At 69.1% G+C, this 24235-nt stretch carries 21 protein-coding genes and 1 riboswitch; of the genes, 8 read left to right on the forward strand and 13 right to left on the reverse strand.

The features are described from left to right. The 4 genes from AX669_RS00210 to hutH all read right to left on the reverse strand — a co-directional run. Positions 1–444 (reverse strand): amidohydrolase family protein (locus AX669_RS00210; RefSeq protein WP_156444874.1); only part of this gene is annotated, 444 nt, incomplete at its 3' end. Beyond that, positions 441–1682, reverse strand: coding sequence for an allantoate amidohydrolase (locus AX669_RS00215; RefSeq protein ID WP_062255837.1), 1242 nt, complete (start codon positions 1680–1682; stop codon positions 441–443). The genes AX669_RS00210 and AX669_RS00215, both read right to left, overlap by 4 nt. Before the next feature lie 100 nt (positions 1683–1782). Continuing rightward, complete coding sequence (gene hutU, locus AX669_RS00220; protein WP_062255839.1) at positions 1783–3438, reverse strand: urocanate hydratase; 1656 nt, start codon at positions 3436–3438, stop codon at positions 1783–1785. A gap of 103 nt (positions 3439–3541) precedes the next feature. After that, the gene (hutH, locus tag AX669_RS00225; RefSeq protein WP_062255909.1) at positions 3542–5104 is read right to left on the reverse strand and encodes a histidine ammonia-lyase; all 1563 of its coding nucleotides are present in this window, start codon (positions 5102–5104) and stop codon (positions 3542–3544) included. 153 nt (positions 5105–5257) lie between these two features. Between hutH and AX669_RS00230 the strand changes: the two genes are divergently transcribed. After that, positions 5258–6040 (forward strand): IclR family transcriptional regulator, encoded by a 783-nt coding sequence (locus AX669_RS00230; protein WP_038567879.1) that lies wholly within the window; start codon positions 5258–5260, stop codon positions 6038–6040. A 76-nt stretch (positions 6041–6116) separates the two neighbouring features. Here AX669_RS00230 and AX669_RS00235 read toward each other — a convergent pair whose 3' ends face one another. Next, a complete protein-coding gene (locus tag AX669_RS00235) occupies positions 6117–8045 on the reverse strand; it encodes a BCCT family transporter (protein WP_006945296.1) in 1929 nt (642 codons plus the stop codon). 276 nt (positions 8046–8321) lie between these two features. Here AX669_RS00235 and AX669_RS00240 point away from each other — a divergent pair, with 276 nt between their 5' ends. Beyond that, positions 8322–9107: a glycerophosphodiester phosphodiesterase gene (locus AX669_RS00240; protein WP_062255841.1), complete on the forward strand. Its 786-nt coding sequence runs from the start codon at positions 8322–8324 to the stop codon at positions 9105–9107. Positions 9108–9338: 231 nt separating this feature from the next. Continuing rightward, positions 9339–9731 (forward strand): VOC family protein, encoded by a 393-nt coding sequence (locus tag AX669_RS00245; protein WP_062255843.1) that lies wholly within the window; start codon positions 9339–9341, stop codon positions 9729–9731. Positions 9732–9751: 20 nt separating this feature from the next. On the opposite strand, the gene AX669_RS00250 is transcribed toward AX669_RS00245, so the two are convergent. From AX669_RS00250 to AX669_RS00260, 3 genes are all read right to left on the reverse strand, one after another. Continuing rightward, entirely contained in the window at positions 9752–10774 is a 1023-nt protein-coding gene (locus tag AX669_RS00250; protein WP_062255845.1) for a phosphotransferase family protein, read from the reverse strand. A 13-nt stretch (positions 10775–10787) separates the two neighbouring features. Beyond that, positions 10788–12824, reverse strand: a complete 2037-nt coding sequence (dxs, locus tag AX669_RS00255) for a 1-deoxy-D-xylulose-5-phosphate synthase (protein ID WP_062255847.1) — start codon at positions 12822–12824, stop codon at positions 10788–10790. Positions 12825–12996: 172 nt separating this feature from the next. Further along, the gene (locus AX669_RS00260; RefSeq protein ID WP_074039193.1) at positions 12997–13374 is read right to left on the reverse strand and encodes a hypothetical protein; all 378 of its coding nucleotides are present in this window, start codon (positions 13372–13374) and stop codon (positions 12997–12999) included. Between the two features lie 112 nt (positions 13375–13486). Beyond that, positions 13487–13592: riboswitch (TPP riboswitch) on the forward strand. Positions 13593–13636: 44 nt separating this feature from the next. Here AX669_RS00260 and AX669_RS12835 point away from each other — a divergent pair. Next, entirely contained in the window at positions 13637–14914 is a 1278-nt protein-coding gene (locus AX669_RS12835) for an MFS transporter (RefSeq protein ID WP_369815045.1), read from the forward strand. A gap of 89 nt (positions 14915–15003) precedes the next feature. Beyond that, entirely contained in the window at positions 15004–15633 is a 630-nt protein-coding gene (locus AX669_RS00265; protein ID WP_156444875.1) for a hypothetical protein, read from the forward strand. 213 nt (positions 15634–15846) lie between these two features. Here AX669_RS00265 and AX669_RS14025 read toward each other — a convergent pair whose 3' ends face one another. Continuing rightward, positions 15847–16176, reverse strand: coding sequence for a M15 family metallopeptidase (locus tag AX669_RS14025; RefSeq protein WP_255356498.1), 330 nt, complete (start codon positions 16174–16176; stop codon positions 15847–15849). Further along, positions 16101–16409 carry a hypothetical protein gene (locus tag AX669_RS13495; protein ID WP_197418810.1) on the reverse strand — a complete coding sequence of 103 codons (309 nt, stop codon included), beginning with the start codon at positions 16407–16409 and terminating at the stop codon, positions 16101–16103. Before AX669_RS13495 ends, AX669_RS14025 begins: the two co-directional genes overlap by 76 nt. A 443-nt stretch (positions 16410–16852) precedes the next feature. On the opposite strand from AX669_RS13495, the gene AX669_RS00280 reads away from it, so the two are divergent. The 3 genes from AX669_RS00280 to AX669_RS00290 all read left to right on the forward strand — a co-directional run bounded on the left by AX669_RS00280 (position 16853) and on the right by AX669_RS00290 (position 20195). Next, positions 16853–17560, forward strand: a complete 708-nt coding sequence (locus AX669_RS00280; protein ID WP_062255854.1) for a B3/4 domain-containing protein — start codon at positions 16853–16855, stop codon at positions 17558–17560. A gap of 188 nt (positions 17561–17748) precedes the next feature. Continuing rightward, positions 17749–19239, forward strand: coding sequence for an AMP-binding protein (locus tag AX669_RS00285; RefSeq protein ID WP_231729350.1), 1491 nt, complete (start codon positions 17749–17751; stop codon positions 19237–19239). Next, entirely contained in the window at positions 19236–20195 is a 960-nt protein-coding gene (locus AX669_RS00290) for a phosphotriesterase (protein WP_062255860.1), read from the forward strand. Before AX669_RS00285 ends, AX669_RS00290 begins: the two co-directional genes overlap by 4 nt. Positions 20196–20316: 121 nt before the next feature. Here AX669_RS00290 and AX669_RS00295 read toward each other — a convergent pair whose 3' ends face one another. From AX669_RS00295 to acnA, 3 genes are all read right to left on the reverse strand, one after another. Then, positions 20317–21060: a VOC family protein gene (locus tag AX669_RS00295; RefSeq protein ID WP_062255861.1), complete on the reverse strand. Its 744-nt coding sequence runs from the start codon at positions 21058–21060 to the stop codon at positions 20317–20319. Further along, positions 21057–21209, reverse strand: a complete 153-nt coding sequence (locus AX669_RS00300) for a CopG family transcriptional regulator (protein WP_062255911.1) — start codon at positions 21207–21209, stop codon at positions 21057–21059. Before AX669_RS00300 ends, AX669_RS00295 begins: the two co-directional genes overlap by 4 nt. 145 nt (positions 21210–21354) lie before the next feature. Next, the gene (acnA, locus tag AX669_RS00305) at positions 21355–24159 is read right to left on the reverse strand and encodes an aconitate hydratase AcnA (RefSeq protein ID WP_006945233.1); all 2805 of its coding nucleotides are present in this window, start codon (positions 24157–24159) and stop codon (positions 21355–21357) included. Positions 24160–24235 lie beyond the last annotated feature (76 nt).

Consider the following 24235-nt stretch of genomic DNA (forward strand, 5'->3'; position numbering starts at 1 on the left):
GTGGTGGACGTAGTGGAACTCCCCCACCGCCGTGACGCCGGCCAGCGCCATCTCGGCGTACACGGCGCGCGCCAGTGCGAGGTATGTCGACGGATCGAGCTGCGCCGCAACGCGGTACATACGTTCACGCCACATCCAGAACGTGCCACCGTCGTCATGCGTGCGCCCGCGCAATGCGCGGTGGAACGCATGGCTGTGGCAGTTCGCGAAACCGGGCAGTGCGACCCCGTCGAGCCTGATCACGTCGTCCGAGGATGCGTCGTCAGAGGACACGCCACTCGGCGTCCCGCCACTCGGACCGCCAGCCGTCGATCCACCCGACAGCCCATCTCTCGGTGACGCATTCGCCGTCACCTCGACCCATCGCCCGTCCTCCTCGACGAGTCGGACATCGCGCGCGAGGCCGTCGCGAAGGTGCGCGAACGGCACGTGGTAGATGGTCATGACGCGAGATCCTCGAGCACGCGGACGAGTGCGTCGACGCCGCGCAGGCAGTCGTCGGTCTGCGCGAACTCCTCGGGCGAGTGCGACGTGCCCGTCGGGTTGCGCACGAACAACATGACGCTGGGGATGCCGTGGTTGGCGAGGATGCCGGCGTCGTGGCCGGCGCCGGTGCCGAGCATCGGCACACCCTCACCGAGCGTGCGGTGCACGCGCGCGACGAGGTCGGCGTCGAACGGGGTCGTCGGCGTCCATGACTCCTCCCGCCATTCGCCACCGAGTTCCGCTGCGCGACCTGCGATCTCGTCGATCGCTGCGCGCACGTCGTCCTCGCGGACGCCGCGGGCGTCGACCCACGCCGTCACGTGGGAGGCGATGGCGTTGATGCCGCCGGGCGTGACGTCGAGCTTTCCGACGGTCGCGACGACGCGGCGCACGGCACCGTCGTCACGCGAGGTGGCCGCCGCCCGCACCTGCTCGATGAACCGGGCGGCCTTGACCAGGGCGTCGTCGCGGTCGCCGAGCGCCGTCGTCCCGGCGTGGTCGGCGCGCCCGGTCAGGTCGGCGCGAAACCGTCCGTGCGGCCAGATGTCGGTGCCGACCGCGACGGCGGCGCCGAACGGATCGCCCGCTGCGTCACGGGGCAGGTCGATCAGTGCCCGCCCCTGTTCGACGTGCACCTCGACGAAGCACGCGAGGCGCGCGAGGGCCGCGTCGTCCCGCCCGAGATCCGACGGCTCACGCCCCGCGCGCTCCCACGCCTGTGCCATCGTGACACCGTCGGTGTCGCGCAGGCCGAGGGCGCGCTCGACCGTCAGCGCTCCGGTGATGAGGCGCGAGCCCGCGCAGGCGACGCCGAAGCGCGCGCCCTCCTCGTCGACGAAGTTGACGACACCGATCGGGCGCGCGGGCGCGAACCCCGACTCCTTGAGTCGGCGCACCGCGAGCAACGACGAGACGACGCCCAGGGGTCCGTCGAACGCCCCACCGTCGGGCACCGAGTCAAGGTGCGATCCGGTGGCGACGCCAGGCGTCCGATCCGGCTCGCCCCACCACGCCCACTGGTTGCCTGCGCGGTCCTCGACGACGTCGAGACCGAGCGCTTCACACTCCCCGTCGAACCATTCGCGGAGCGTGGAATCCTCACGGCTCCAGGCGAATCGGCGGTATCCGCCACTGTGCTTGTCGCGCCCCACCGGGGCGAGGTCGGCCCACAGGCCCTCGAACGTGCGCTCGGTCATCGAAACCCTCCGGGTCCTCGTCGTCATCGGACATGTCCGGCTCGGAAGCGGGGCGGGGCATGCCGAGCACGCCACGCCCCCGCGTCCGACGTCGTCCCGCTCAGCCCTCGCTCATCGGGATGCGGACGCCGCGCTCGGCGGCAACGTTCTCGGCGATGTCGTAGCCTGCGTCGACATGGCGGATGACACCCATGCCGGGGTCGTTCGTCAACACGCGCGCGAGCTTCTGCGCGGCCAGCGGCGTGCCGTCCGCGACGGAGACCTGCCCCGCGTGCATCGAGCGTCCGATGCCGACACCGCCGCCGTGGTGCAGCGAGACCCAGCTCGCGCCGCTCGCCGTGTTGACGAGGGCGTTGAGCAGCGGCCAGTCGGCGATGGCGTCGGAGCCATCCTGCATGGCCTCCGTCTCGCGGTAGGGCGAGGCGACAGAGCCGCAGTCGAGGTGGTCGCGCCCGATGACGATGGGGGCGCTCACCTCGCCGTTCGCAACCATGTCGTTGAAGCGCAGGCCGGCCTTGTCGCGTTCGCCGTAGCCAAGCCAGCAGATGCGCGCCGGCAGACCCTCGAAGTGCACCTTCTCGCGGGCGCCCTTGATCCAGCGGTGCAGGCGCTCGTTGTCCGGGAACAGGTCGAGCACCGCCTCGTCCGTCGCGTAGATGTCCTTCGGGTCGCCCGAGAGCGCCACCCAGCGGAACGGGCCCTTGCCCTCGCAGAACAGCGGGCGGATGTACTTCGGCACGAAGCCCTCGAACTCGAACGCGCGGTCGTAACCGCCCTGGCGTGCCTCGTCGCGGATCGAGTTGCCGTAGTCGAACACCTCGACGCCCTTGTCCTGGAAACCGACCATCGCCTCCACGTGACGCGCCATCGACTCCTGCGCTCGCTCGGTGAACTCCTCGGGCTTCTTCGCGGCGTACTCGAACCAGTCGGCGACGTCGATGCCGATCGGCAGGTAGCTCAGCGGGTCGTGCGCGCTCGTCTGGTCGGTGACGATGTCGATGGGCACGTCGCGGCGCAACAGCTCCGGGAAGACCTCGGCGGCGTTGCCGACGACGCCGATCGACACGGCCTTCTTCGCGTTCTTCGCAGCGACGGCGCGGTCGATGGCGTCGTCCAGATCGTCGGCGATCTCGTCGAGATAGCCGTGCTCGACGCGGCGGTGCAGACGCGCCGGGTCGACGTCGACGATGAGGCACGTGCCACCGTTCAGCGTGACGGCAAGGGGCTGGGCGCCGCCCATGCCACCGCAGCCGCCGGTGAGCGTCAGCGTGCCCGCGAGGGTGCCACCGAACGTGCGCTCGGCGATCGCCGCGAAACACTCGTACGTGCCCTGCAGGATGCCCTGGGTGCCGATGTAGATCCACGACCCGGCCGTCATCTGGCCGTACATCGTGAGACCCATCTGCTCGAGGCGGCGGAACTCGGGCCACGTCGCCCAGTCGCCGACGAGGTTCGAGTTCGCGATGAGCACGCGCGGCGCCCACTCGTGCGTCTGCATGACGCCGACGGGCCGGCCCGATTGCACGAGCATCGTCTCGTCGGCCTTCAACGTCTCGAGTGTGCGCACCATCGCGTCGAAGCTGCGCCAGTCACGTGCGGCGCGGCCGGTGCCGCCGTAGACGACGAGGTCGTCGGGGCGCTCGGCGACCTCCGGGTCGAGGTTGTTCATGAGCATGCGCAAGGGGGCCTCGGTGGCCCAGCTGCGAGCGTTCAACTGGGTGCCGCGGGGTGCGCGGACGGGGCGGGCGCCTTCCATGGGTGCTCCTCGGTCTGATTCGGCGGAACTGCGGGTGGGTCGATGCGGAGGGTGGAGGGACGATCGCCCGCTGGTGTGCGCGAAAAAAACCGTCCCGGACGTGTCAGTCGAGCGAGCCCGCGGCTCGGGCGGCGGCGTCACGGACGGCGCCACTCTTGACGAGTGCGACGGCGCGTTCGATCTCCGGCGAGAGGTAGCGATCGCGCCCCGGCATGCCGGCGGTCTGGCCAGCCTCGTCCGTCAGCGCGGCGATGACGGCGGCCGCGACCGGCCCGGGCGTCAGCGGTGCGCGCAGCTGGATGCCGCGCGTCGCCGTCAGCGTCTCGATGGCGAGGACGCGGGCGAGACCGTCGACGGCCCGACGCAGCTTGCGGGCGCCGGCCCAGCCCATCGAGACGTGATCCTCCTGCATCGCGCTGCTCGGGATCGAGTCGACGCTCGCGGGGCTCGCGAGCCGCTTGAGTTCGCTGACGATGCCCGCGGCCGTGTACTGCGCGATCATGAGGCCCGAGTCGGTGCCCGGGTCGTCGGCGAGGAACGGCGGCAGGCCGTGGTTGCGGGCGACGTCGAGGAAGCGGTCGGTGCGGCGCTCACTCATCGACGCGACGTCGGCGATGACGATGGCGAGGAAGTCGAGGACGTACGCGACGGGTGCTCCGTGGAAGTTGCCGTTCGACTCGACGCGGCCGTCGAGCGTCACGACGGGGTTGTCGACGGCGGCCGCGAGCTCACGGTTCGCGACGGTCGTCGCGTGCTCGAGGGTGTCGCGGGCCGCGCCGATGACCTGCGGCGAGCAGCGCAGCGAATAGGCGTCCTGCACGCGGGTGCAGGCGCCCGGTTCACGGTGGGATTCGCGGATGCCGCTGCCCGCGAGCACCTTGCGCAGGTTCGCCGCCGAGAGCGCCTGGCCGGGGTGTGGGCGCAGCTGCTGCAGGTCGTCGGCGAAGACGGCGTCCGAGCCGAGCAGGCCCTCGACGCTGAGGCCGGCGGCGACGTCGGCGCTCGTCAAGAGCATGCGTAGATCGGCGATGGCGAGGCACAGCATGCCAAGCATGCCGTCGGTGCCGTTGATGAGCGCCAGGCCCTCCTTCTCCTGCAGCTGGACGGGCTCGATGCCGGCGGCGCGCAGCGCGTTCTCGGCGTTCGTCAGGTGGCCGGCGGCGTCGACGACCTCGCCCTCGCCCATGAGCGCGAGCGCGCAGTGCGCGAGCGGCGCGAGGTCGCCGGAGCAACCGAGCGAGCCGTACTCGCGCACGACCGGGGTGATGCCGGCGTTGAGCATCGCGACATACGCGTCGAGCGTCTCGGGACGGATGCCGGTGCGCCCGGTCGCGAGCGTCGAGATGCGCAGGAGCATGAGCGCGCGCACGACCTCGCACTCGACCGGTTCACCGCTGCCCGCGGCGTGCGAGGCGACGAGGCTGCGCTGCAGCTGCTGACGCTTCTCGAGCGGGATGTGCTGCGTCGCGAGCGCACCGAAACCGGTCGAGATGCCGTAGTGCGGCACCGGGTCGTTGGCGAGGGCGTCGATGATCGCGCGGCTCTTCGCGACCTCCGCGCGACTCGCCTCGCTGAGCACGATGCGCGCGTCATGGCGGGCGACGGCGACGACGTCGTCGATGCTGAGGGCGCCGATGCCGACCTCGACCTCGCAGGCAGCGCTCATGTCAGGGGGCGTGACGCCGGCGCCGGGCGTCGCGGCGGGGTCGTGGTGGTGCTGAGGCATCGAGGCGTTCGTCATGACACCACCTTCGCCCGTGACCACACTCGTGCGTGACCCAGGACGCGCTTTTTGTCTCGGATACGAGACACTGGGCGCATGTCGTCGTCCGTCCCCGCCGCCGAGCACGTCCTCGCGCTCTTGCAGCGCATCGCCGCGCGCCCCTCGCCCGCACCGGCGGCGGCTCTCGCCCGTGAGCTCGACCTGCCCCGCTCGTCCGTCTACAAGTTGCTCGGCGTGCTGCGCGCCGCAGGGTTCGTCACGCACGACGAGGGGACACGACGCTGGGGGTTGGGGCCAGCCGCGCACGAGCTTGGCTCGGCCTACCGGCGTCAGGCGCCGCTGCAGCGCGCGGCGCAGAGCATCGTCACCGACCTCGCGGAGCGGACGGGGGCCTGCGCGCACCTCGCCGTCCTGCACGGGCGCGACGTCGTGTACGTGCTCGAGGAGCGACCGCTCGGGGTGCCGCCACTCGTCACCGACGTCGGCGTGCGGCTGCCCGCGACCGTGACGGCGAGTGGCCTTGCGATTCTCGCGGCCCTGCCCGCTGCGCAGGTGCGTGCGCTGTTTCCGCGCAGCGACGACCTCGTCCGACGCCGTGAGAGCGGCAATGCGCCGGGGACGCTCAAGGAGCTGCGCTCACAACTCACGCAGGTGCGCCAACGCGGCCATGCCTGGGAGAACGGCTCGGTGACGGAGGGCTTCGCGTCCGTGGGGTGCGCGGTGCTCGACCACAACGAGCTACCGGCCGCGAGCCTCGCGGTGACGTGGGACGAGGGGCGTCTCGCGCGCCACGGTGAGGATCCGGCCGAGCGACACGATCGGTTCGTCGCGGCGTGTCGAGCGAGCGCGCAGGCCCTCACTCGCCGATTGAACGGGTGAATGATTGCGGGGCTGAACGGCGCGAGGCCCCCGTGGAGGTGAACTCCACGGGGGCCTCGGGCGAACGGCGCGCTGCTCAGGAGCGCCCGTCGTCCTTGGCGTGCTTGCCGCCGCCCCACGGGCCCGTCGTGCGACTGATGCGGTAGTCGATGCGGTTGTCGACGCGGTGGTCGACCTGGCGGCCGAAGTGCTCGTCGAAGTTCGACTGCAACTCCTGACGCACGTACTCGACGCGACCGAGGAACTCCTTCTCCTCACGACGGCGGTAGTCGTAGCGCACCGCCTTGAACGTCGCGACGCACATGAGCACGAGCACGACGCTGAACGGCAATGCCGTCGCGAGAGACGCCGCCTGCAGCGCCTTGAGCCCGCCGGCGAGGAGCAGGCCGATGGCGATGGCACCTTCCATGAGGGCCCACAGCACACGCGACCACGTCGGCGGGTTGGGGTGACCACCGGAGGCGAGCATGTCGACGACGAGTGAACCCGAGTCGGAGGAGGTGATGAAGAAGACGGCGACGAGCAGGATCGCGATGACGGACAGCACCTGCCCGAGCGGCATGTCCTGCAGCACCGTGAACAGCACCTTCTCCGCGACGACACCGTCGGTCTTGTCGACGAGACCGCCGTCACCGAAGAGCTGACGGTGGATGCCGGCGCCGCCCATGACGGCGAACCAGACGAACCCGACGAGCGTGGGCACGAGAAGCGTGCCGGCGATGAACTCGCGGATCGTGCGCCCGCGGGAGATGCGGGCGATGAAGACGCCGACGAACGGCGCCCAGCTGATCCACCAGCCCCAGTAGAAGATCGTCCACGCAGAGTTCCAGTCAGCGCCCTTCTCCCCCGTGTAGGCACCGACGTCGAAGGTCATGCCGAGCACGTTGGCGAGGTAGACGCCGAGCGCCTCGGTGAGGTTCTGGAACAGGAACAGCGTCGGGCCGAGCAGCAGCACCGAGATGAGCAGCAGACCGGCGAGGCTGAGGTTGATGTTCGACAGCCACTTGATCCCCTTGCCGAGGCCGGAGACACACGACAGCGTCGACAGGAACGTGATGCACACGATGAGGATGACGAGGATCGTGTTGTCCGTGCTGTCGAGGATGCCGATGGACTTCAGACCGGAGGCGATCTGCTGCACGCCGAGACCCAGCGACGTCGCGACACCGAACACGGTGCCGAAGATGGCCAGGATGTCGACGAGGTCGCCCATCCAACCCTTGACGCGCTCGCCCAGGATCGGCTCGAGAGCCCACCGGATCGAGATGGGGCGGCCGCGACGGTGGATCGCGTACGCGAGGGCCAGCCCGATGACGGCGTAGATCGCCCACGGGTGCAGACCCCAGTGGACGAAGGTCTGCGCCATCGCGAGCTGTGAACGCTCGGCCTCGCCTTCGGGCCAGCCGGGCTTCGGCATCGTCGTCGCGTAGGTGAGTGGCTCACCGACGCCGTAGAAGACCAGGCCGATGCCCATGCCCGCGGCGAACAGCATCGCGAACCAGGAGAAGACCCCGAACTCGGGCTTCTCGTCGTCGTTGCCGAGCTTGATCGAGCCGTAGCGGCTGAGACCCATGAAGGCGGCGAAGGCGATGAACCCGCCGATGACGAGCATGTAGTACCAGCCGAAGTTCGTGACGATCCACGACTGCATGTTCGTCAGCACCTCACCGGTGCCGTCGGGGAAGGCGACGCCGAGCACGGCCACCGCGAGGATGACGATGAGTGCCGGCCAGAAGACGCGTGGCGCAACTCCGCCCTTGCCGAGGCGCACGCCCTGGCGTCGCAACTTCTCTGCGATGACCTCGTCGTCGTCGTCCTCGGCGATCTGCGCGGCGTCAGACAGATCGGAGGGCAGCGGGTCCGACGACTCGCCCTCGTGGCGCGCCGCTTCCTCGGGTGTCTGCGGGGTTGCGGCCTCCGTCTCCGGCGCAGCGCTGTCGTCGGTGATCGCCGTTGCCGGGGTGGCGCCCGGCGGGCCGTCGGCCTTCGGTTCTTCGTCTTGCATGCGATGTCCTCCCTGGTGTCCATCGTGCGGTCGGAAGTCACGACTCTTCCGGATCGCAGGCCACATCTCAAGTTGTTACTGGCCGGTACCCGGTCGGATCTGCTCGCGATCGAGTTCGGTCCGCGGTGGTCTGCCGCGACCGTGCGTGCTGGACGATGCCGCCTGTCGACCGAACACTGCTGATGCCCGCGATGCCGAATGAGCGCCCCGGACGCCCGACTGTGGCACGATGCGGGAACCCGTTTCGTCTCCCGTCGCACGTGAGGACCGCTGCTCATGACCAAGGCAACCTCGCATCTCGCGTCGGGGCCCGTCGCCCTGGCCCACCGCGGTTTCTCCGGTGGCACCTCGCATGCGCTGGAGAACTCGATGGCGGCGTTCCGCGCGGCCGCCGAGCTCGGCTACCGGTGGGTCGAGACCGACGTGCACGCCACCGTCGACGGGGTGCTCGTCGCCTTCCACGACACGACCCTCGACCGCACGAGCGACGGGGCCGGCGCGATCGCGCACCTGCCATGGGAGGTGGTCGCACGGGCGCGCATCGCCGGGCACGAGCCGATCCCGCGACTCGCGGAATTGCTGACGCAACTGCCGCAGGTGTGCGTCAACATCGACGTGAAATCGGCCGGCGCGGTCACACCGCTCATCGAGTGCATCGAACGGTGCGGCGCGCACGATCGCGTCCGCATCGCCTCCTTCTCCGACGCGCGGCGCCGAGCCGTCCTCGCCGGCCTGACGCGACCGGTCCGTTCATCGCCAGGGCAGTCGCGCACCATCGCGCTGTGGCTCGCGGCGCACCTGCCGGTGCTCGGTTCGCCCCTCGTCGCGCGCCTCGCGCACGGCATCGACGCCGTGCAGATCCCCGAACGTCAGGGCCGCCTGCGCGTGCTGACGCCGAGACTCCTGCGCGCCCTGCACGGCGCCGGGCTCGACGTCCACGTGTGGACGGTCAACGAACGCGCCGACATGGAGCGTCTGCTCGACCTCGGCGTCGACGGCCTCATCACCGACCGCGCCGACGTGCTTAAGGACATCCTCGTCGAACGGGGTGAATGGGTCTGAGCAGAGCGGCTCGATGGGCGATCGCCTGGTTTCGGCAGCCTGCAGCGCGGACCTCGTCTTTGATGGCGTGACCGTGCAGAGGCCAGGTGCGGTGTGCTGGACGCACGTGGTTGGGAGCGCGCCGAAGTGGCGAGGCGCGATCGCTGAGCCGCGACCGTCGAGAATCGTTGACGCGGCGGGTATCCGGTGAAAGTATCTTGACGTCAAGATACTTTCACCGGAAGGCGCCTCATGCTCACGTTGCATCATGTCCAGGTCTCGATGCCCGAGGGTCGCGAGGACGACGCCCGACGTTTCTACCGCGATGCCCTCGGCCTCGACGAGGTCGCCAAACCCGGCGTGCTCGCACAGCGCGGCGGCGCGTGGTTCCGCGCGTTCGCTGCCGACGGCGCCGTCGCGGCCGAGATCCACCTCGGGATCGACGAACCGTTCGTCCCCGCCAAGAAGGCCCACCCCGCCCTCGTCGTCGAATCGACAGCTGCCCTGGGGGCCCTTGCCGCGCGCATCGAGGACGCCGGTTTCGACGTGAACTGGGCCGAGCGCCACACCCTCGACGGCTACGAACGCTTCCACTGCCGCGACGCGTTCGGCAACCGCGTCGAGGTGCTGACGCCCGAGCCCTGACGGCTCGCGAGCGCGATGCGTCAGTCGTGCGACGGCTCGGGCGCATGCCCGAGGGAACGGTTGATCTCGGCGATCAACCGGCGTCCGTGCACACCCCACGCGTGCCGCTCGTCGGCGCTCGCGCGCGTCAGGGCGCGCTGCCACGTGAAGACGCGCCCGACCCGGGCGATGAGCAGGGCGTCGTCGACGGCTGCGCTCAGCGCAGTGCTCGAGACGACGTCGCTCCACACGCTGAGGTAGGCGCGCATGATGCGCTCACGGGCTGCGCGGGCGGCGTCGTCGTCGAGGCCCTGGCCGATGCGCTCGAGCGGGACGAGCAGCGAGCACAGCGGGTTGCCGACGCTCGCGTCGCCCCAGTCGAAGATGCGCGCGTCGTGAGCGCCCGCCGAGGTGCCGTCGGCAAAGACGTTGCCAGCGTGCAGGTCGTCGTGCTGAATGGTCAGCGGCAACCCGACGGCGTCGAGCCGCTGCGCGGCGCGGCGCACCTCACGTGTCGTGTCGGGTTTGAGCCCAAGGCGTTGCCACCGGCGAGCAGATTCGCGCGGCGACATGTCGGGCACGCCCGCGTCGCGCAGTTGATCGAGGACCCGCGTCGACGAGCGTTGCAGTCGCGCGTAGCGTCGCACCACGGACGACATGAGGCTGACGGCGTCGTCGTCACGCTGGACGTCACGCAGCACCGGGCCCTGATCGGGCATGAGCAGCCAGCCGCGCTCGGGGTCGTCGGCCCACACGACCGGAACCGCGTCGGGCGTGACGGAACGCAACGCGCGCAGGATGGCGGCCTCGGGGCTCATCTCCGGGCTCGTCGCCTTGAACCACACGCGCCCTTGATCGGTCGTCTCGGCGACGAGCACCGTCGACCAGGGACGCACCCGCGGCTGCAACGGCGTCGTCGGCACACGTTCGAGACCGCGCCGCGCGAGGGCCGTGTCCATCCAGCGCACGGCCTCCCAGCGCCACGTCTCACTGCTCCAGATCGCGCTCGCGGGCGCGACCTGATCAGAGCCGGGGAGAACAGGAAGATCGGGTGACTTCACCACGTCGTTCGACCGCTCAGTCGATGTCGGCGTGAGCGGCGACCGGCATGGCGTCCCCGAGATCACCCGTCGCACCGGCATCACGTCCCGCGGCCGGCGTGCCTGCGTCACCGTCGCGGGTGCTTGCACCGCCGTCAGGCGCGTGTGCACCACCGTCGTACGCATCGGCGCGCGTGAGTGCTGCGTCGTCGCGCCCGAGAGCGTCGACGATGTCGGCGGCCGTCAGCCCCACGGTCGCGAGCACCTCGCCGCGCGAGGCGTGGACGAGGAACTCCTTGGGAATGCCGAACGTGTCGAGCGGCGTGCGCACACCGGCTTCACGCAGGCGTCGCGCGACGGCGCTGCCGACGCCCGCCTCGACGAGGTTGTCCTCGATGACGACGACCCGGCCCGCGGCGCGGGCGAGGTCGACGAGTTCGTCGGCCACCGGGTAGGTCCAGCGCGGGTCGACGACCTGGACGCGACGGCCCTGATCGGTGAGCAGATCGGCGACGCCGAGTGCCGTCGAGACCATCGACCCGACACCGACGACCAGCACGTCCACGCCGTCGCCGCCGTCGGGTTCACGCATGACGTCGAGGCGACCGAGACGTCGCTCGGCGACGAGCGGGTCGGCGACGTCGCCCTTGGGGAAGCGGATGACGCTCGGCGCGTCGTCGATGTCGACGGCCTCGCGCAGCAGTTCGCGCACCTGTGCGCCGTCGCGCGGGGCGGCGAGGTGCAGGCCGGGCACGATCGAGCAGATCGACATGTCCCACATGCCGTTGTGCGAGGCGCCGTCGGAGCCGGTGACGCCGGCACGGTCGAGCACGAACGTCACGCCCTGACGGTGCAGTGCGGTGTCCATGAGCAGCTGGTCGAACGCGCGGTTGAGGAACGTCGCGTAGACGGCGACGACGGGGTGCAGGCCGCCGTACGACAACCCGGACGCCATCGTGACGGCGTGCTGCTCGGCGATGCCGACGTCGAACACGCGCTCGGGGTACTTCTTCGCGAACCCGTCGAGCCCGACGGGGATGAGCATGGCAGCCGTGATGGCGACGATGTCGTCGCGCTCGGCGCCGAGGGCGACCATCTCGTCGCTGAACTCGTCGGTCCAGATGCGGCCACTCACCTCGAACGGCAGGCCCGTCTCGGGGTTGAACTTGCCGATGCCGTGCCACTGGTCGGCCTCGTCGGAGAACGCGGGCTCGTAGCCGCGGCCCTTCTGCGTGATGACGTGCACGAGGGTCGGCCGGCCGTAGTCGCGAGCGCGGCGCAGCGCGGCCTCGACAGCCGCCTCGTCATGCCCGTCGATCGGGCCGAGGTACTTGATGCCGAGGCTCTCGAAGACGCCCGTGTCGGGGTAGACGATGTCCTTGAGACCACGCTTCACGCCGTGCAGCGCCTCGTACATCTTCGTCCCGACCTTCGGCGTCGCCTGCAGGCGGTTCTTGCCCCAGTCGAGCACCTGGTCGTAGGTGTGCATCGTGCGCATCGTCGCGAGGTGGTGCGCCATCCCGCCGATCGTCGGGGCATAGGAGCGCTCGTTGTCGTTGAGGACGATGACGAGCGGCAGGTCGGCGTCGGCGGAGATGTTGTTGAGTGCCTCCCACGCCATGCCGCCGGTCAGGGCGCCGTCACCGATGACGGCGACGGTGTGACGGTCGCTCTCACCCTTGAGGCGGCGCGCCTTGGCGATGCCCTCGGCCCAGCTCAGCGACGTCGAGGCGTGCGAGTTCTCGACGACGTCGTGCTCGGACTCCTCGCGGCTCGGGTAACCCGACAGGCCGCCGGATTTCTTGAGCTTGCTGAAGTCATGGCGGCCGGTGAGCAGTTTGTGGACGTAGCTCTGGTGGCCGGTGTCGAAGACGAACGTGTCCTTCGGCGAGTCGAAGACACGGTGCATCGCGATGCTCAATTCGACGACACCCAGGTTGGGGCCCAGATGCCCACCCGTCTTGGAGACGGATTCGACGAGGAACTGACGGATCTCGGCGGCGAGCGCGTCGAGCTCCTCGGCGGGGATTCGCTTGAGATCGTCCGGACCCGAGATGGTTTCCAGCAGCGTCACGTCTCACTCAGCCTTTCGAAAGTGCAGTCTCCTGAGTCTAGGTCGTCGACCGCGCAGCCGCCATGCGGGCGGGGGCACCCTCCCGTCGCGCCCCCGTCGGAGCCGGTAGCGCCGTCGGAGATCAGAAGCCGGGACTCGGCCCGCCCACGCACCCGCCCCGAACGCCGGCGCATCACAGCCGAGGGACGAACGTCTTGCCGCGCATCGCCTCGTGCACGAGACGGACGGCGCGCGCCGTGGCACGCAACCGCAGCCCCTCCGCGGACAGGTGCTCCATCACCTGCGGCACCGCGCGCGGTGGCAGCTCGTCAGCGAGGTCGACGCGGATGCGGCGATATGACTCGCGCATCGCGCCGAGTTGAGCGTCGACATGCCACGTCGCCACCCAAGCGAGCGCCACCGGGTGACGGCGCCATGCGTCGTAGGCCCGAAAATCCGAGGGGCACTGATCGAGCAGCCACTGCGTCGCCGCCTCCTGCCACCCCGGTGCACCCGGCGGCGGCACACCTCTCGGCCAGCCCGGAGGGCCGGTGTTCACCTCGTCCGACATGACCCCAGCGTACCCCATTGTTCGAACACGTGTTCTATTCTATGACCGCCCCACGAGACCCGCAGACCGGCGCGAGACACGCCCCCGAAGCCGGGTGCTCTGTGGCATGCTGAGCCCGTCACACGGGAGCCCGAGGCGCGGGCTGAGAGGGCATCGCCATGCCGACCGTCCAACCTGATGCGGTTCATGCCGCCGTAGGGAGTGTTCGATCCTGGCTACCCTGACGCCTGCCCCTTCCCCTGCCCACGACGATGCGCCGCGCCTGACGCCGGCCGCCGCCACCCCAGAACGGCGCGAGGCCCGCCGCAGCGCCCTCGTCGGAAATTTCGTCGACCAGTTCGACATCTTCCTGCCCGTCATTGCGCTCGGTGGGGTGCTGTCGACGAGTTCGACGATTCCCGACGGCCTCGTCTTCGCCGCGACACTCCTGGGCCGCCCCCTCGGCGCGTTCATCCTCGGCACCCTGGCCGATCGTCGCGGACGAGCCCGCGTGTCACGCGGCGCATTGCTCGGCCTGAGCGTGTGCACCGGCCTCATGGTGACGCTCCCGCTGCACACCTCGACGTGGGCCGTGGCCGCTCTCCTGGCGTTGCGCTTCGCCGCCGGATTCTTCCTCGGCGGGCAGTACTCCGCGGCCATCCCCCGCGCCCTCGCGCTCACAGAGCCGCAACGACGCGGCCACCTGAGCGGCCTCGTCATGGCGATGTCACCCCTCGCGAACGCCACCATCGCCGCCGCCACGATGATGCTGACGGCCTCACTCGGCGGCGCGTACACCACGTGGGGGTGGCGCCTGCTGTTCGTCGTCGGCGCACTCCTGCCGTTGATCCTGGCCCTCACCGCGAGGTCGGCGCACGCCGGGCCGGCAGGTCACAGCCACTCTCCCCACGAATCCGACAAGCGCGATCCCGCCGCGCACGACGCGACCGACGACGAGGAAGAGCGCGTGACGGGCCGTGTCGTGGCCGCATTGTTCACCCTCATGACGGGGTTGTGGTTGTTCACGATGATGGGGGTCTCGGCGCTGACGAGTTCGCTGCGCCCGCACTTCTCCCCCCGTGACGTCGGGCTCGTCATGCTCGTCGCGACGGCCGTCAGTGCGCCGACGATGGCCGCGGCGGGTGTCGTCTCGACGCGTGTGGGCCGTTCACGCTTCTTCATGGCGTTCGGAGCACTGGCCTGCATCTCCGCCCCCGCCGCCTATCTCGTGGCAATGCATGCCGCGTCATCGGGCAGCGTCGTCGCCACGACGATCGCCGCCGCGGCCGTCCAGATCGTCACCGTCTCCGCCTACGGTCCGGTCGGCGCCTACCTCGCCGAACACTTCCCCGAGTCGCGACGTTCGCGCGGTTACGGCAGCGTCTATTCGGCGTCGATCGTGCTGCCCGGCCTGTACCCGTTCTGGCTGCCCACCGTGACGCAGTGGCTCGGCCGTTCGGCCGCCGTCCCGCTCGTGCTGTGCGTCGCGGGACTCCTCGTCACCCTTGCCCCCGCGTGGATACGCGGAAGTAACCTTCGTGGTTACGAAAAAGTAAGTTGAGTGGGTGAAATCAGCTCGAACCGGTGGCGACGCCGTGATGATCTTGCTAACGTCGTGACTCGGTTCACATCGACTATCGAAGGATGAGCATGTTCACCACACGCCGTACCGCCAAGATCGCCCTCGTCGCCACCGCCGTGGCCGGCACCGTCACGATGGCTGCGCCCGGCGCGCAGGCCGCGACGAGCGACACGAAGGACACCATCTGGAACCTCGGCTACGACACGTCGGCGACGACGACGATCAAGAAGTCCGGGCAGTCCTCGACGACGACCGGCTTCACCTTCTCCACCCTCCACGTCGAGAAGGGCGACCTGAGCTCCGACATCATGCTCAAGGACTTCAAGATGCCGGTGAAGCTCGGCAAGCTGCAGATCGCCATCGCGACGATCTCGCAGGAACCCGTCGGCAAGGCCGTCGGAACGATCGACCCGAACACGCACAAGATCGTGCAGACCCAGAAGGTCAACCTCCACATCAAGGATGTCTCGGCCACGGGTAAGGGCCTCATCAACCTCGTCGGCAAGAACTGCCGCACGAGCAGCCCCATCACGCTGACCGTGACGGGCAAGCAGGGTGGCTTGTTCGACCCGATCAACCTCTCGGGCACGTTCACCATCCCCAACTTCGCCAACTGCGGCCTGTCGACGAGCCTCGTCAACAGCCAGGTGGCCGGCCCCGGCAACACGATCAACATGACGCTCACGCCGCACGGCTGATTACGGCCAGCCTCACACGCATCATCTCGGCCGCCGGTACCCCACGGGTGCTGGCGGCCGACGCGTGTCGACTGACGGCAACCGCCACCCGCCCCGAGAGCCGCTCGACCATCACGCACCTGCACGACGAATGTGCGGCACATTCTTCGAGCAGACGCGTAATCGTCGAGCAACTGATGGCCGGCGCGGTTCACCCAGCGGTTGCAACCTCCGTCACCCGACGAAGTTGTAGTGCCACCACTCGGGGTTGGACCCGCGCCGATCCATGTAGTCGGGGCGGTCGAATCCCCAGCGCTTGGAGTTGGCCGTCAGCCACACGTCGTGAGAACGCCCGAAGTACAGAGGCGAGTTGATCGCGTTCGTGCGGGCGATGCCGAAGTCGATCGCGCTGCCCAACCCGTGGTTCGAGGTGCCGGGGACGGCCGCGCGGGGGTAGCCGAGAGTGCGGTACAGCAGCTGCTGGCGGCTCAGGGTGCGTAGGCCTCGGTGATCGTCAGCGCCACACCGAAACGAGCCTTGAAAGCCGCGGCCAGTCCGAGATATCCGACGGCCGCCGCGCGCGAGAGATACCGCGGCTCGTGCGGCAGGTTGCTGACGTTGACGCTCCAGCTCGGCAGTCGCGTGACGGCCGACATCGGCAGACGGCCGTTCACCGCGCGCGCCGTCGTCGCGACGAGGACTGCGGACGTCACCCACCGCCCCTTGAACGCACCCTCGGCGATGCGGAACCACAGGCTGCTCGCGTCGTAGGAGCCTGTCAGCGTCGTGGTGTTCACCAGCGTCCCGACGATCCGGGCGCGCGGTTCCAGCGTGGGCTGATCGCGCACATTGACGCGGTAGGAAAGCGTCGCGGTCGCCCGTCGCACGAGGACCGACGTTGCCCCCGCACGGACCACCTGCCTCGACGCAGGAACCGCTGCGAAAGCCTGCGGCGCCCCTTCGATCACGAGGGCCGTCGTCGCCGCAGCGAGGCCGGCGTGTCGAAGTGCGCCACGTCGCGTCAGTGTCTCCATCGCAGAATTCCCCCGTCACTCGTCGGCGCGCTGCCCGCCCCGCCATCAGCTCTTGAGTGTGACACACATCACCGCGGCTCGCGGGATCGTGCGTCACGCTCGTGAAACAGCGGCGCGCTGCGGCAGCACCGGTGCGGCCACCGCCTCGAGACACACCCCCACCCGGGGGCACCCACGCGTCGTGCCGTCCGCGCGAGAATGGGCCCATGACTTCTTTCGACGCCTGGCTCGAAGCCGCTTCCATCGATGACTCCGTGCGCGAACTGCGCCCCGATTACCGTGCCGTTCTCGTCGTCGCGCAGGGCCTGCACGGCGGTGAGTCGAACGAGGAGAGCGAGACGCTGCTGTTCGCCGCCGAGGAGCACGTACGCGGCGTGCTCGGGCACACGCCTCCCGAGGAACTGCCGCACATCGCGGCCTGGCGCGATGCGTACCGCGCGTTCGGCGCGAAACCGCAGCGCACACGCAACTCGGCGGAGGCGCTGCTGCGCCGAGCCGACGCCCTCCCCCGCGTCAACGCGCTGACGGATGCCTACAACGCGGTGTCCGTGCGTCACCAGACGCCCCTCGGCGGTGAGGATCTCGACGCCTACGACGGTGCGCTGCGCCTCACGCGCGCCACCGGCGACGAGGAGTTCTCGACGATGTCGTCGGGCGCCGAGACGATCGAGCACCCCGACGCCGGCGAAGTCGTCTGGCGTGACGACGCCGGCGTCACCTGCCGCCGCTGGAACTGGCGTCAGTGCTATCGCACCCGCCTGACGGACGAGACGACTAACGCGATCTTCATCTGCGACATCCTCGACGTCGAACCGGGTGACGGCGAGCAGCGCGCCACCGAGGTGCGCGACGCGCTGTGCGAGGCGCTCGAGGCCGTCAGCCCCGGAGTGACGCTGACGAGCCGCATCCTCTGATCCATCGGCGGCGCCGATGTTGCCCGGGTTTCGCGACATCGGCGCCCCGTTTCCCGGGCAACATCGGGGCGGCCGACGTCACGTCGCGCGCCTGCCGACTCACTAAAACTGCCGAATAACGCCCAAGAGTCGCCTTTCACCTCTACTGTGATTCACATCACGATGACAAGAGGTGACGCATGCCGAACATGGCCGACCCAATCTGGACGCACGCAACGAGCGCACCCGAGCGCCCCGCGCTTCGCAGCCCGAGCACGACCTGGAACTACGCCACGCTGAGGGACAAGGTGGCCGCGTTCGCGGGGCATCTACGTGACCACGGCATCAGCCAGGGCGACCGAGTCCTGCTCATCGCCCCCTCCGTTCCGGAGTTCGCCGTCGCCTACTACGCCGCGCAGGCCGTCGGGGCGATTGCGGTGACTCTCAACACGATGTCCACTCCCGCAGAGATCGAATACGTGGCGACGGACTCGGGCGCTCGGCACATCGTCGCGTGGCACGCGAGCGCCGCGGCTGGCGAACGCGTCGCGAGCAAGCTGACGATGGACCTCGTCATCCTCGATGCCGGCGCCGACGCCGCCACGCGGGCCCCGCTCGACGAACCCGTCGAGCGCGCTGACGACGACACCGCCATCCTGCTGTACACCTCCGGCACGACCGGCCGCCCCAAGGGGGTCCAGCTGACGGTGGCGAACCTCTTCGCCGTGGCGAGCGCGTTCATCACGCAGCTGAACTTCGCGCCGACGGAGAAGTTCGGCACCGCGCTCCCCCTGTTCCACGTCTTCGGTCAGTGCGTGTGCATGAACACGGCCATGCTGGCCGGCGGGTCGTTCTCGGTGCTCTCCCCCTTCGAACCACGCGCGATGCTGGCGATGATCCGCGACCACGAGATCAACGTCGTCGCGGGTGTGCCGACGATGTGGAACTACCTCGTCCACGTCGAGGGTGACTTCGGGCCGAAGGACTGCCCCGACCTGCGCCTCGCGGCCTCCGGCGGTGCGAGCCTGCCTGTCGAGGTCATCACCGCCTTCGAGCGTCGCTTCGCCTGCACCATCCTCGAGGGGTACGGCCTGACGGAGACGACGGGCGCCGCGAGCTACCACCGCGACGGCATCGAGCAGCGCGCCGGCACCGTCGGCGTCGCGCTGCCCGACACCGAGATCGTCATCGAGAGCCTCGACGGGGGCCGCGCGCCCGTCGGTGAGGTCGGACAGGTGCTCGTCAAGGGCCCGACGGTCATGAAGGGGTACTGGAACAACGAGGCGGCCACCGCCGCAGACCTGAGCGACGGTTGGCTGCGCACCGGCGACCTGGGCCGTCTCGATGGGGACGGCTACCTGGCGATCGTCGACCGGGCGAAGGACCTCATCATCCGCGGTGGGTACAACGTCTACCCCCGCGAGGTCGAGGAGGTGCTCTACAGCCACCCCGACGTCGTCGAGGCAGCCGTCATCGGCGTGCCGGACGAGCGTTACGGCGAGGAGGTCGCAGCCGTCGTCGTCCTGGCGCCGGGGCGCGAACTGAGCGCCGACGAGCTGCGCGCGTGGCTCAAGGAGCAGCTGTCCGCGTACAAGGTGCCCCACCTCATCCGCTTCGACGACGCACTGCCCAAGGGCGCCACCGGAAAGATCCTCAAGCGCGCCATCGAATGGACCACCGACGAAGGAGCAACACCATGACGCAGGTCCAGACCGTCACCGGCCCCATCGACGTCGAGCAGATGGGTGCGACTCTCGTCCACGAGCACATCTTCGTGATGAACGAGGAATACCGCCTCAACTACGCCGAGTGGGACGATCAGGCCCAGATCGCCGATGCCGTCGAGCAGCTGACGCAGCTCGAGGGGCTCGGCATCGACACGATCATGGATCCCACCGTGCTGGGGCTCGGGCGCTACATCCCCCGGGTGCAGCGCATCGCGCAGCAGGTGAAGCTGAACATCATCGTCGCGACGGGCGTCTACACCTACAACGAGGTGCCGTTCCAGTTCCACCACAGCGGGCCGGGGCTGCTGTTCGACCAGCCCGAGCCGATGGTGCAGCTCTTCCTGAAGGACCTCAACGACGGCATCGCGGACACCGGAGTGCGTGCCGCATTCCTCAAGTGCGCCATCGAGGAGCAGGGCCTGACGCCCGGCGTCGAACGCGTCATGCGTGCCGTCGGCGCGACGAGCGCGCAGAGCGGCGCGCCGATCACGGTGCACACGCACGCCGCGAGCGAATCGGGGCTCGTCGCGCAACGCGTGCTGGCGGAGGAAGGCGCCGACCTGAGCCGGGTCATCATCGGTCACAGCGGCGACTCGACGGACCTCGACTACCTGTGCCGCCTCGCCGACGCAGGCAGCTACCTCGGCATGGACCGCTTCGGCCTCGACGTGCTGCTGCCCTTCGAAGAACGCGTCGACACCGTCGCGGAATTGTGCCGACGTGGGTACACCGAGCGCGTCGTCCTCGCGCATGACGCGTCGTGTTCCATCGACTGGTTTCCCGCCGAGGCACGCAAGGCGGCCGCGCCGAACTGGAACTACCGCCACATCAGCGAGGACGTCCTGCCGGCCCTGCGTGAGCGCGGCGTCGAGGATGCTCAGATCACGACAATGCTCGTCGACAACCCGCGCCGCCACTTCGGCGGCTGACCCTGGCGCCGAGCACTCCGGCACCTGTGTCCGCACGAAACCCGCCCGAAGGTTGAGGTGATTCGCGCTCCATGGAGCGCGAATCACCTCAACCTCCCGCGCCGCCGAGGGGCCCGCGGCCTCAGACGGACGCAGCGTCGGCGAGTCGTTCGTAGCCGTAGAAGTCGCGCTGGCGTTCGTTCACCCAGACGCGAGGCCCGTCGGGGGCGCTGATGAGCGCGGTGCGCCCATAGGTCTCGTCGACGATCTCGACTTCCACCCCGGCCTCGCGACACAGGCGCTCGAGATCGTCGAGCGCGTCGATCTGGAACGACAGTGCGGCACCGCCCTCCCCCTCGTGGACGAGCACCTCGCCGCCGCCCGCCGCGACCATCTCGACGAAGGTGCCCGCGTCACTGCGCAGGACCGGGTGGAGACCCAACGCCTCGAACGCCGTGACGGTCGTGTCAATCTCGCCGACCAACGACAGCGGCGTCACCATGAGCGCACCCGGTCGTCGCGGCCCCGTCGGCACCCGTCCTTCGACGACGGCGACGTCCGGCCCCGCAGGGCCGCGGTGCACGTCGAGCACGCGGCCGAAGTCCTCCGTCACCATCGTTCCGCCAACCCCCACCGCGGCCAGGGCGCCGCGCGCGGCATCGAGATCGGCGACGACGACCTGCAACGCGCAGGAGCCGGTCGGCGCCTCGTCGGAGGCGGCATGCACGCCCAGCAACCCACCGCCCGACATCTCGAACTCGGCGTACTCGGGCGAGGTCACGACCGGGTCGCCTCCCAAGGCCCGCGCCAGGTCACTCCATCGCTCGGCATCGCCGGTGAACACGATCTGCCTCACCGCCACGCGCTGCGTGCCCTGCTCTTTCATCGCTTCTCCTCGAGGTAGTCGCTCATGACGTGCTCGACGAAGGCGGACAGGCTCAGCCCCTCGTCGATGCTGCGGTGCTTGATCTCGCGAACTAGGTCCGCAGGTAGGTAGACGTTGAACTGTGCCTTTTTCGGACGATTCTCGACCATCACCCCTCCTTGTTATCTTGCTAGCAATTTAGCATGGACGACGACGTTACCGCGCCAGAAGCAGGAAGTTGCTCGACACGACGACGCGGCCCGGCTCCCCGAAGGGGAACCGGGCCGCGTCGCTCGTGCAGGTGGGTCAGATCGCTCAGGCGGCGTTCTTCACCAGGTTGCGTAGCACGTACTGCAGGATGCCGTCATTGCGGTAGTAGTCGGCCTCACCGGGGGTGTCGATGCGAACGACCGCGTCGAACTCGATCGGCTCGCCGCCGTCCTTCGACGCGACGACCTTGACCGTCTTCGGCGTCGTGCCCTCGTTGAGCGCCTCGATGCCGGTGATCTCGAACGTCTCGGTGCCGTCGAGGCCCAGGTCGTCCGCGGTCTTGCCGGCCGGGAACTGCAGCGGCAGCACGCCCATGCCGATGAGGTTCGAGCGGTGGATGCGCTCGAACGACTCGGCGATGACGGCCTTGACGCCGAGCAGACGCGTGCCCTTGGCAGCCCAGTCGCGCGAGCTACCCGAGCCGTACTCCTTGCCACCGAGGACGACGAGCGGAACGCCGGCCTCCTGGTAGGCCTCGGACGCTTCGAAGATCGTCGTCTGCTCACCACCGTTGAGGAAGTTGCGCGTGAAGCCGCCCTCGACGCCGTCGAGGAGCTGGTTCTTCAGACGGATGTTCGCGAACGTACCGCGCACCATGACCTCGTGGTTGCCGCGACGCGAGCCGTAGGAGTTGAAGTCCTTGCGCTCGACGCCACGCTCGGCGAGGTACTTGCCCGCCGGGCTGTCGGCCTTGATGTTGCCGGCCGGGCTGATGTGGTCGGTCGTGACGGAGTCGCCGAGCTTCGCGAGCACGCGAGCGCCCTTGATGTCGGTGACCGGCGTCGTCTCCATCTTCATGCCGTCGAAGTAGTTCGGCTTGCGCACGTACGTCGACTTCTCGTCCCACGCGAAGGTCTTGCCCTCGGGCGTCTGCAGGCTCTGCCAGCGCTCGTCACCGGCGAAGACGTCGGCGTACTCCTTCGTGAACAGGTCCTTCTTGATCGCGCCCTTGATCGCGGCGTCGACCTCCTCGGCGGACGGCCAGATGTCCTTGAGGAACACATCGTTGCCGTCGTCGTCCTTGCCGATGGCGTCGTTCTCGAAGTCGAAGTCCATCGTGCCGGCCAGCGCGTAGGCGATGACGAGCGGCGGGGAGGCGAGGTAGTTCATCTTGACGTCGGGGCTGATGCGGCCCTCGAAGTTGCGGTTACCCGACAGGACGGCCGTCGCGGTGATGTCGTTCGCGTTGATCGCGTCCGAGATCTCCTGCTCGAGCGGACCCGAGTTACCGATGCAGGTCGCGCAGCCGTAACCGACGAGGTAGAAGCCGACCTTCTCGAGGCTCTCCCACAGACCGGCGGCGTCGTAGTACGCGGTGACGACCTTCGAACCGGGCGCCATCGACGTCTTGACCCACGGCTTGCGCGTCAGGCCCTTGTCGGCGGCCTTCTTCGCGAGCAGACCGGCGGCCATCATGACCGACGGGTTCGACGTGTTCGTGCACGACGTGATCGAGGCGATCGCCACGTGACCGTGGTCGAGCGTGAACGAGCGACCGTCGTTCATCTTCACCTCGACCGGCTTCGAGATACGGCCCTCGGCCGACGGCACCGCGGCCTCGACGGGCGTGACGGGCGTGGAGTTGTCGGCCTGCTCGTCGCTGCCCGGCTGCATCGGGTCGGAGGCCGGGAACGTCGTGCCCTCGACGCCGTTGCCCTCGACACCCGAGGTGTAGCTCGGCAGCTGCTCGCGGAACGTCTTCTTCGACTCGGACAGGATGATGCGGTCCTGCGGGCGCTTCGGGCCGGCGATCGACGGGACGACGTCGCCGAGGTCGAGCTCGAGGTACTCGGAGAAGCGGGGCTCGTTGCTCGGGTCGTGCCACAGGCCCTGCTCCTTGGCGTAGGCCTCGACGAGAGCCACCTGCTCGTCGTCACGGCCCGTCAGGCGCAGGTAGTCGAGCGTGACGTCGTCGATGGGGAAGATCGCACACGTCGAACCGAACTCGGGGCTCATGTTGCCGATCGTCGCGCGGTTGGCGAGCGGAACCTCGGCGACACCGTCGCCGTAGAACTCGACGAACTTGCCGACGACGCCGTGCTTGCGCAGCATCTCGGTGATCGTGAGGACGACGTCCGTGGCTGTGACGCCCGGCTTCGTCGAGCCCGTCAGCTTGAAGCCGACGACGCGCGGGATGAGCATGGAGACGGGCTGGCCGAGCATGGCCGCCTCGGCCTCGATGCCGCCAACGCCCCAGCCGAGCACGCCGAGGCCGTTGACCATCGTCGTGTGCGAGTCGGTGCCGACGCAGCTGTCGGGGTAGGCCTTGCCCTCGCGCACCATGACGGTGCGGGCGAGGCGCTCGATGTTGACCTGGTGGACGATGCCCGTGTCCGGCGGGACGACCGCGAACTCGTTGAACGCCGTCTGGCCCCAGCGCAGGAACTGGTATCGCTCCTCGTTGCGCTGGTACTCGATCTCGATGTTCTTCTCGAACGCCTGCGGGTTGCCGAAGTCCTCGATGATGACGGAGTGGTCGATGACCATCTCGGCCGGGGCGAGGGGGTTGATCTTCGCCGGGTCGCCGCCGAGGTCGCCGACGGCCTCACGCATCGTGGCGAGGTCGACGACACAGGGAACACCGGTGAAGTCCTGCATGATCACGCGCGCCGGCGTGAACTGGATCTCGGTGTCGGGGTCGGCGTTCTCGTCCCAGTTGCCCAGAGCAGCGATCTGCTCCTTCGTGACGTTCGCGCCGTCCTCGGTGCGCAGCAGGTTCTCGAGGAGAACCTTGAGGCTGTACGGGAGGTTCTTGCTGCCCTCGACCGTGTTGATGCGGTAGATCTCGTAGCTGTTCGAGCCAACCTCAAGGCTGCCCTTTGCTCCGAAGCTGTCCGTGCTCTGACTCACGCCGACTCCTTCGTCTGTTGCCTGGGCACGCACCCCTCGGGCACGCGTCCCGCGTCATTTATCTTGACGTCAAGAT

The sequence above is a fragment of the Dermacoccus sp. CCH2-D9 genome (genome assembly GCF_001556795.1).
Classification (GTDB): domain Bacteria; phylum Actinomycetota; class Actinomycetes; order Actinomycetales; family Dermatophilaceae; genus Dermacoccus; species Dermacoccus nishinomiyaensis.

Coding starts and splice junctions, on each gene's coding strand:
- AX669_RS00300 (WP_062255911.1), bottom strand. CDS start 21,209: ATGGTCGAGAATCGTCCGAAAAAGGCACAGTTCAACGTCTACCTACCT.
- AX669_RS00285 (WP_231729350.1), top strand. CDS start 17,749: ATGGCCGACCCAATCTGGACGCACGCAACGAGCGCACCCGAGCGCCCC.
- AX669_RS00240 (WP_062255841.1), top strand. CDS start 8,322: ATGACCAAGGCAACCTCGCATCTCGCGTCGGGGCCCGTCGCCCTGGCC.
- AX669_RS00290 (WP_062255860.1), top strand. CDS start 19,236: ATGACGCAGGTCCAGACCGTCACCGGCCCCATCGACGTCGAGCAGATG.
- AX669_RS00245 (WP_062255843.1), top strand. CDS start 9,339: ATGCTCACGTTGCATCATGTCCAGGTCTCGATGCCCGAGGGTCGCGAG.
- hutU (WP_062255839.1), bottom strand. CDS start 3,438: ATGGAAGGCGCCCGCCCCGTCCGCGCACCCCGCGGCACCCAGTTGAAC.
- AX669_RS00260 (WP_074039193.1), bottom strand. CDS start 13,374: ATGTCGGACGAGGTGAACACCGGCCCTCCGGGCTGGCCGAGAGGTGTG.
- AX669_RS00235 (WP_006945296.1), bottom strand. CDS start 8,045: ATGCAAGACGAAGAACCGAAGGCCGACGGCCCGCCGGGCGCCACCCCG.
- AX669_RS00230 (WP_038567879.1), top strand. CDS start 5,258: ATGTCGTCGTCCGTCCCCGCCGCCGAGCACGTCCTCGCGCTCTTGCAG.
- AX669_RS00215 (WP_062255837.1), bottom strand. CDS start 1,682: ATGACCGAGCGCACGTTCGAGGGCCTGTGGGCCGACCTCGCCCCGGTG.
- hutH (WP_062255909.1), bottom strand. CDS start 5,104: ATGAGCGCTGCCTGCGAGGTCGAGGTCGGCATCGGCGCCCTCAGCATC.
- AX669_RS00280 (WP_062255854.1), top strand. CDS start 16,853: ATGACTTCTTTCGACGCCTGGCTCGAAGCCGCTTCCATCGATGACTCC.
- AX669_RS00295 (WP_062255861.1), bottom strand. CDS start 21,060: ATGAAAGAGCAGGGCACGCAGCGCGTGGCGGTGAGGCAGATCGTGTTC.
- AX669_RS00265 (WP_156444875.1), top strand. CDS start 15,004: ATGTTCACCACACGCCGTACCGCCAAGATCGCCCTCGTCGCCACCGCC.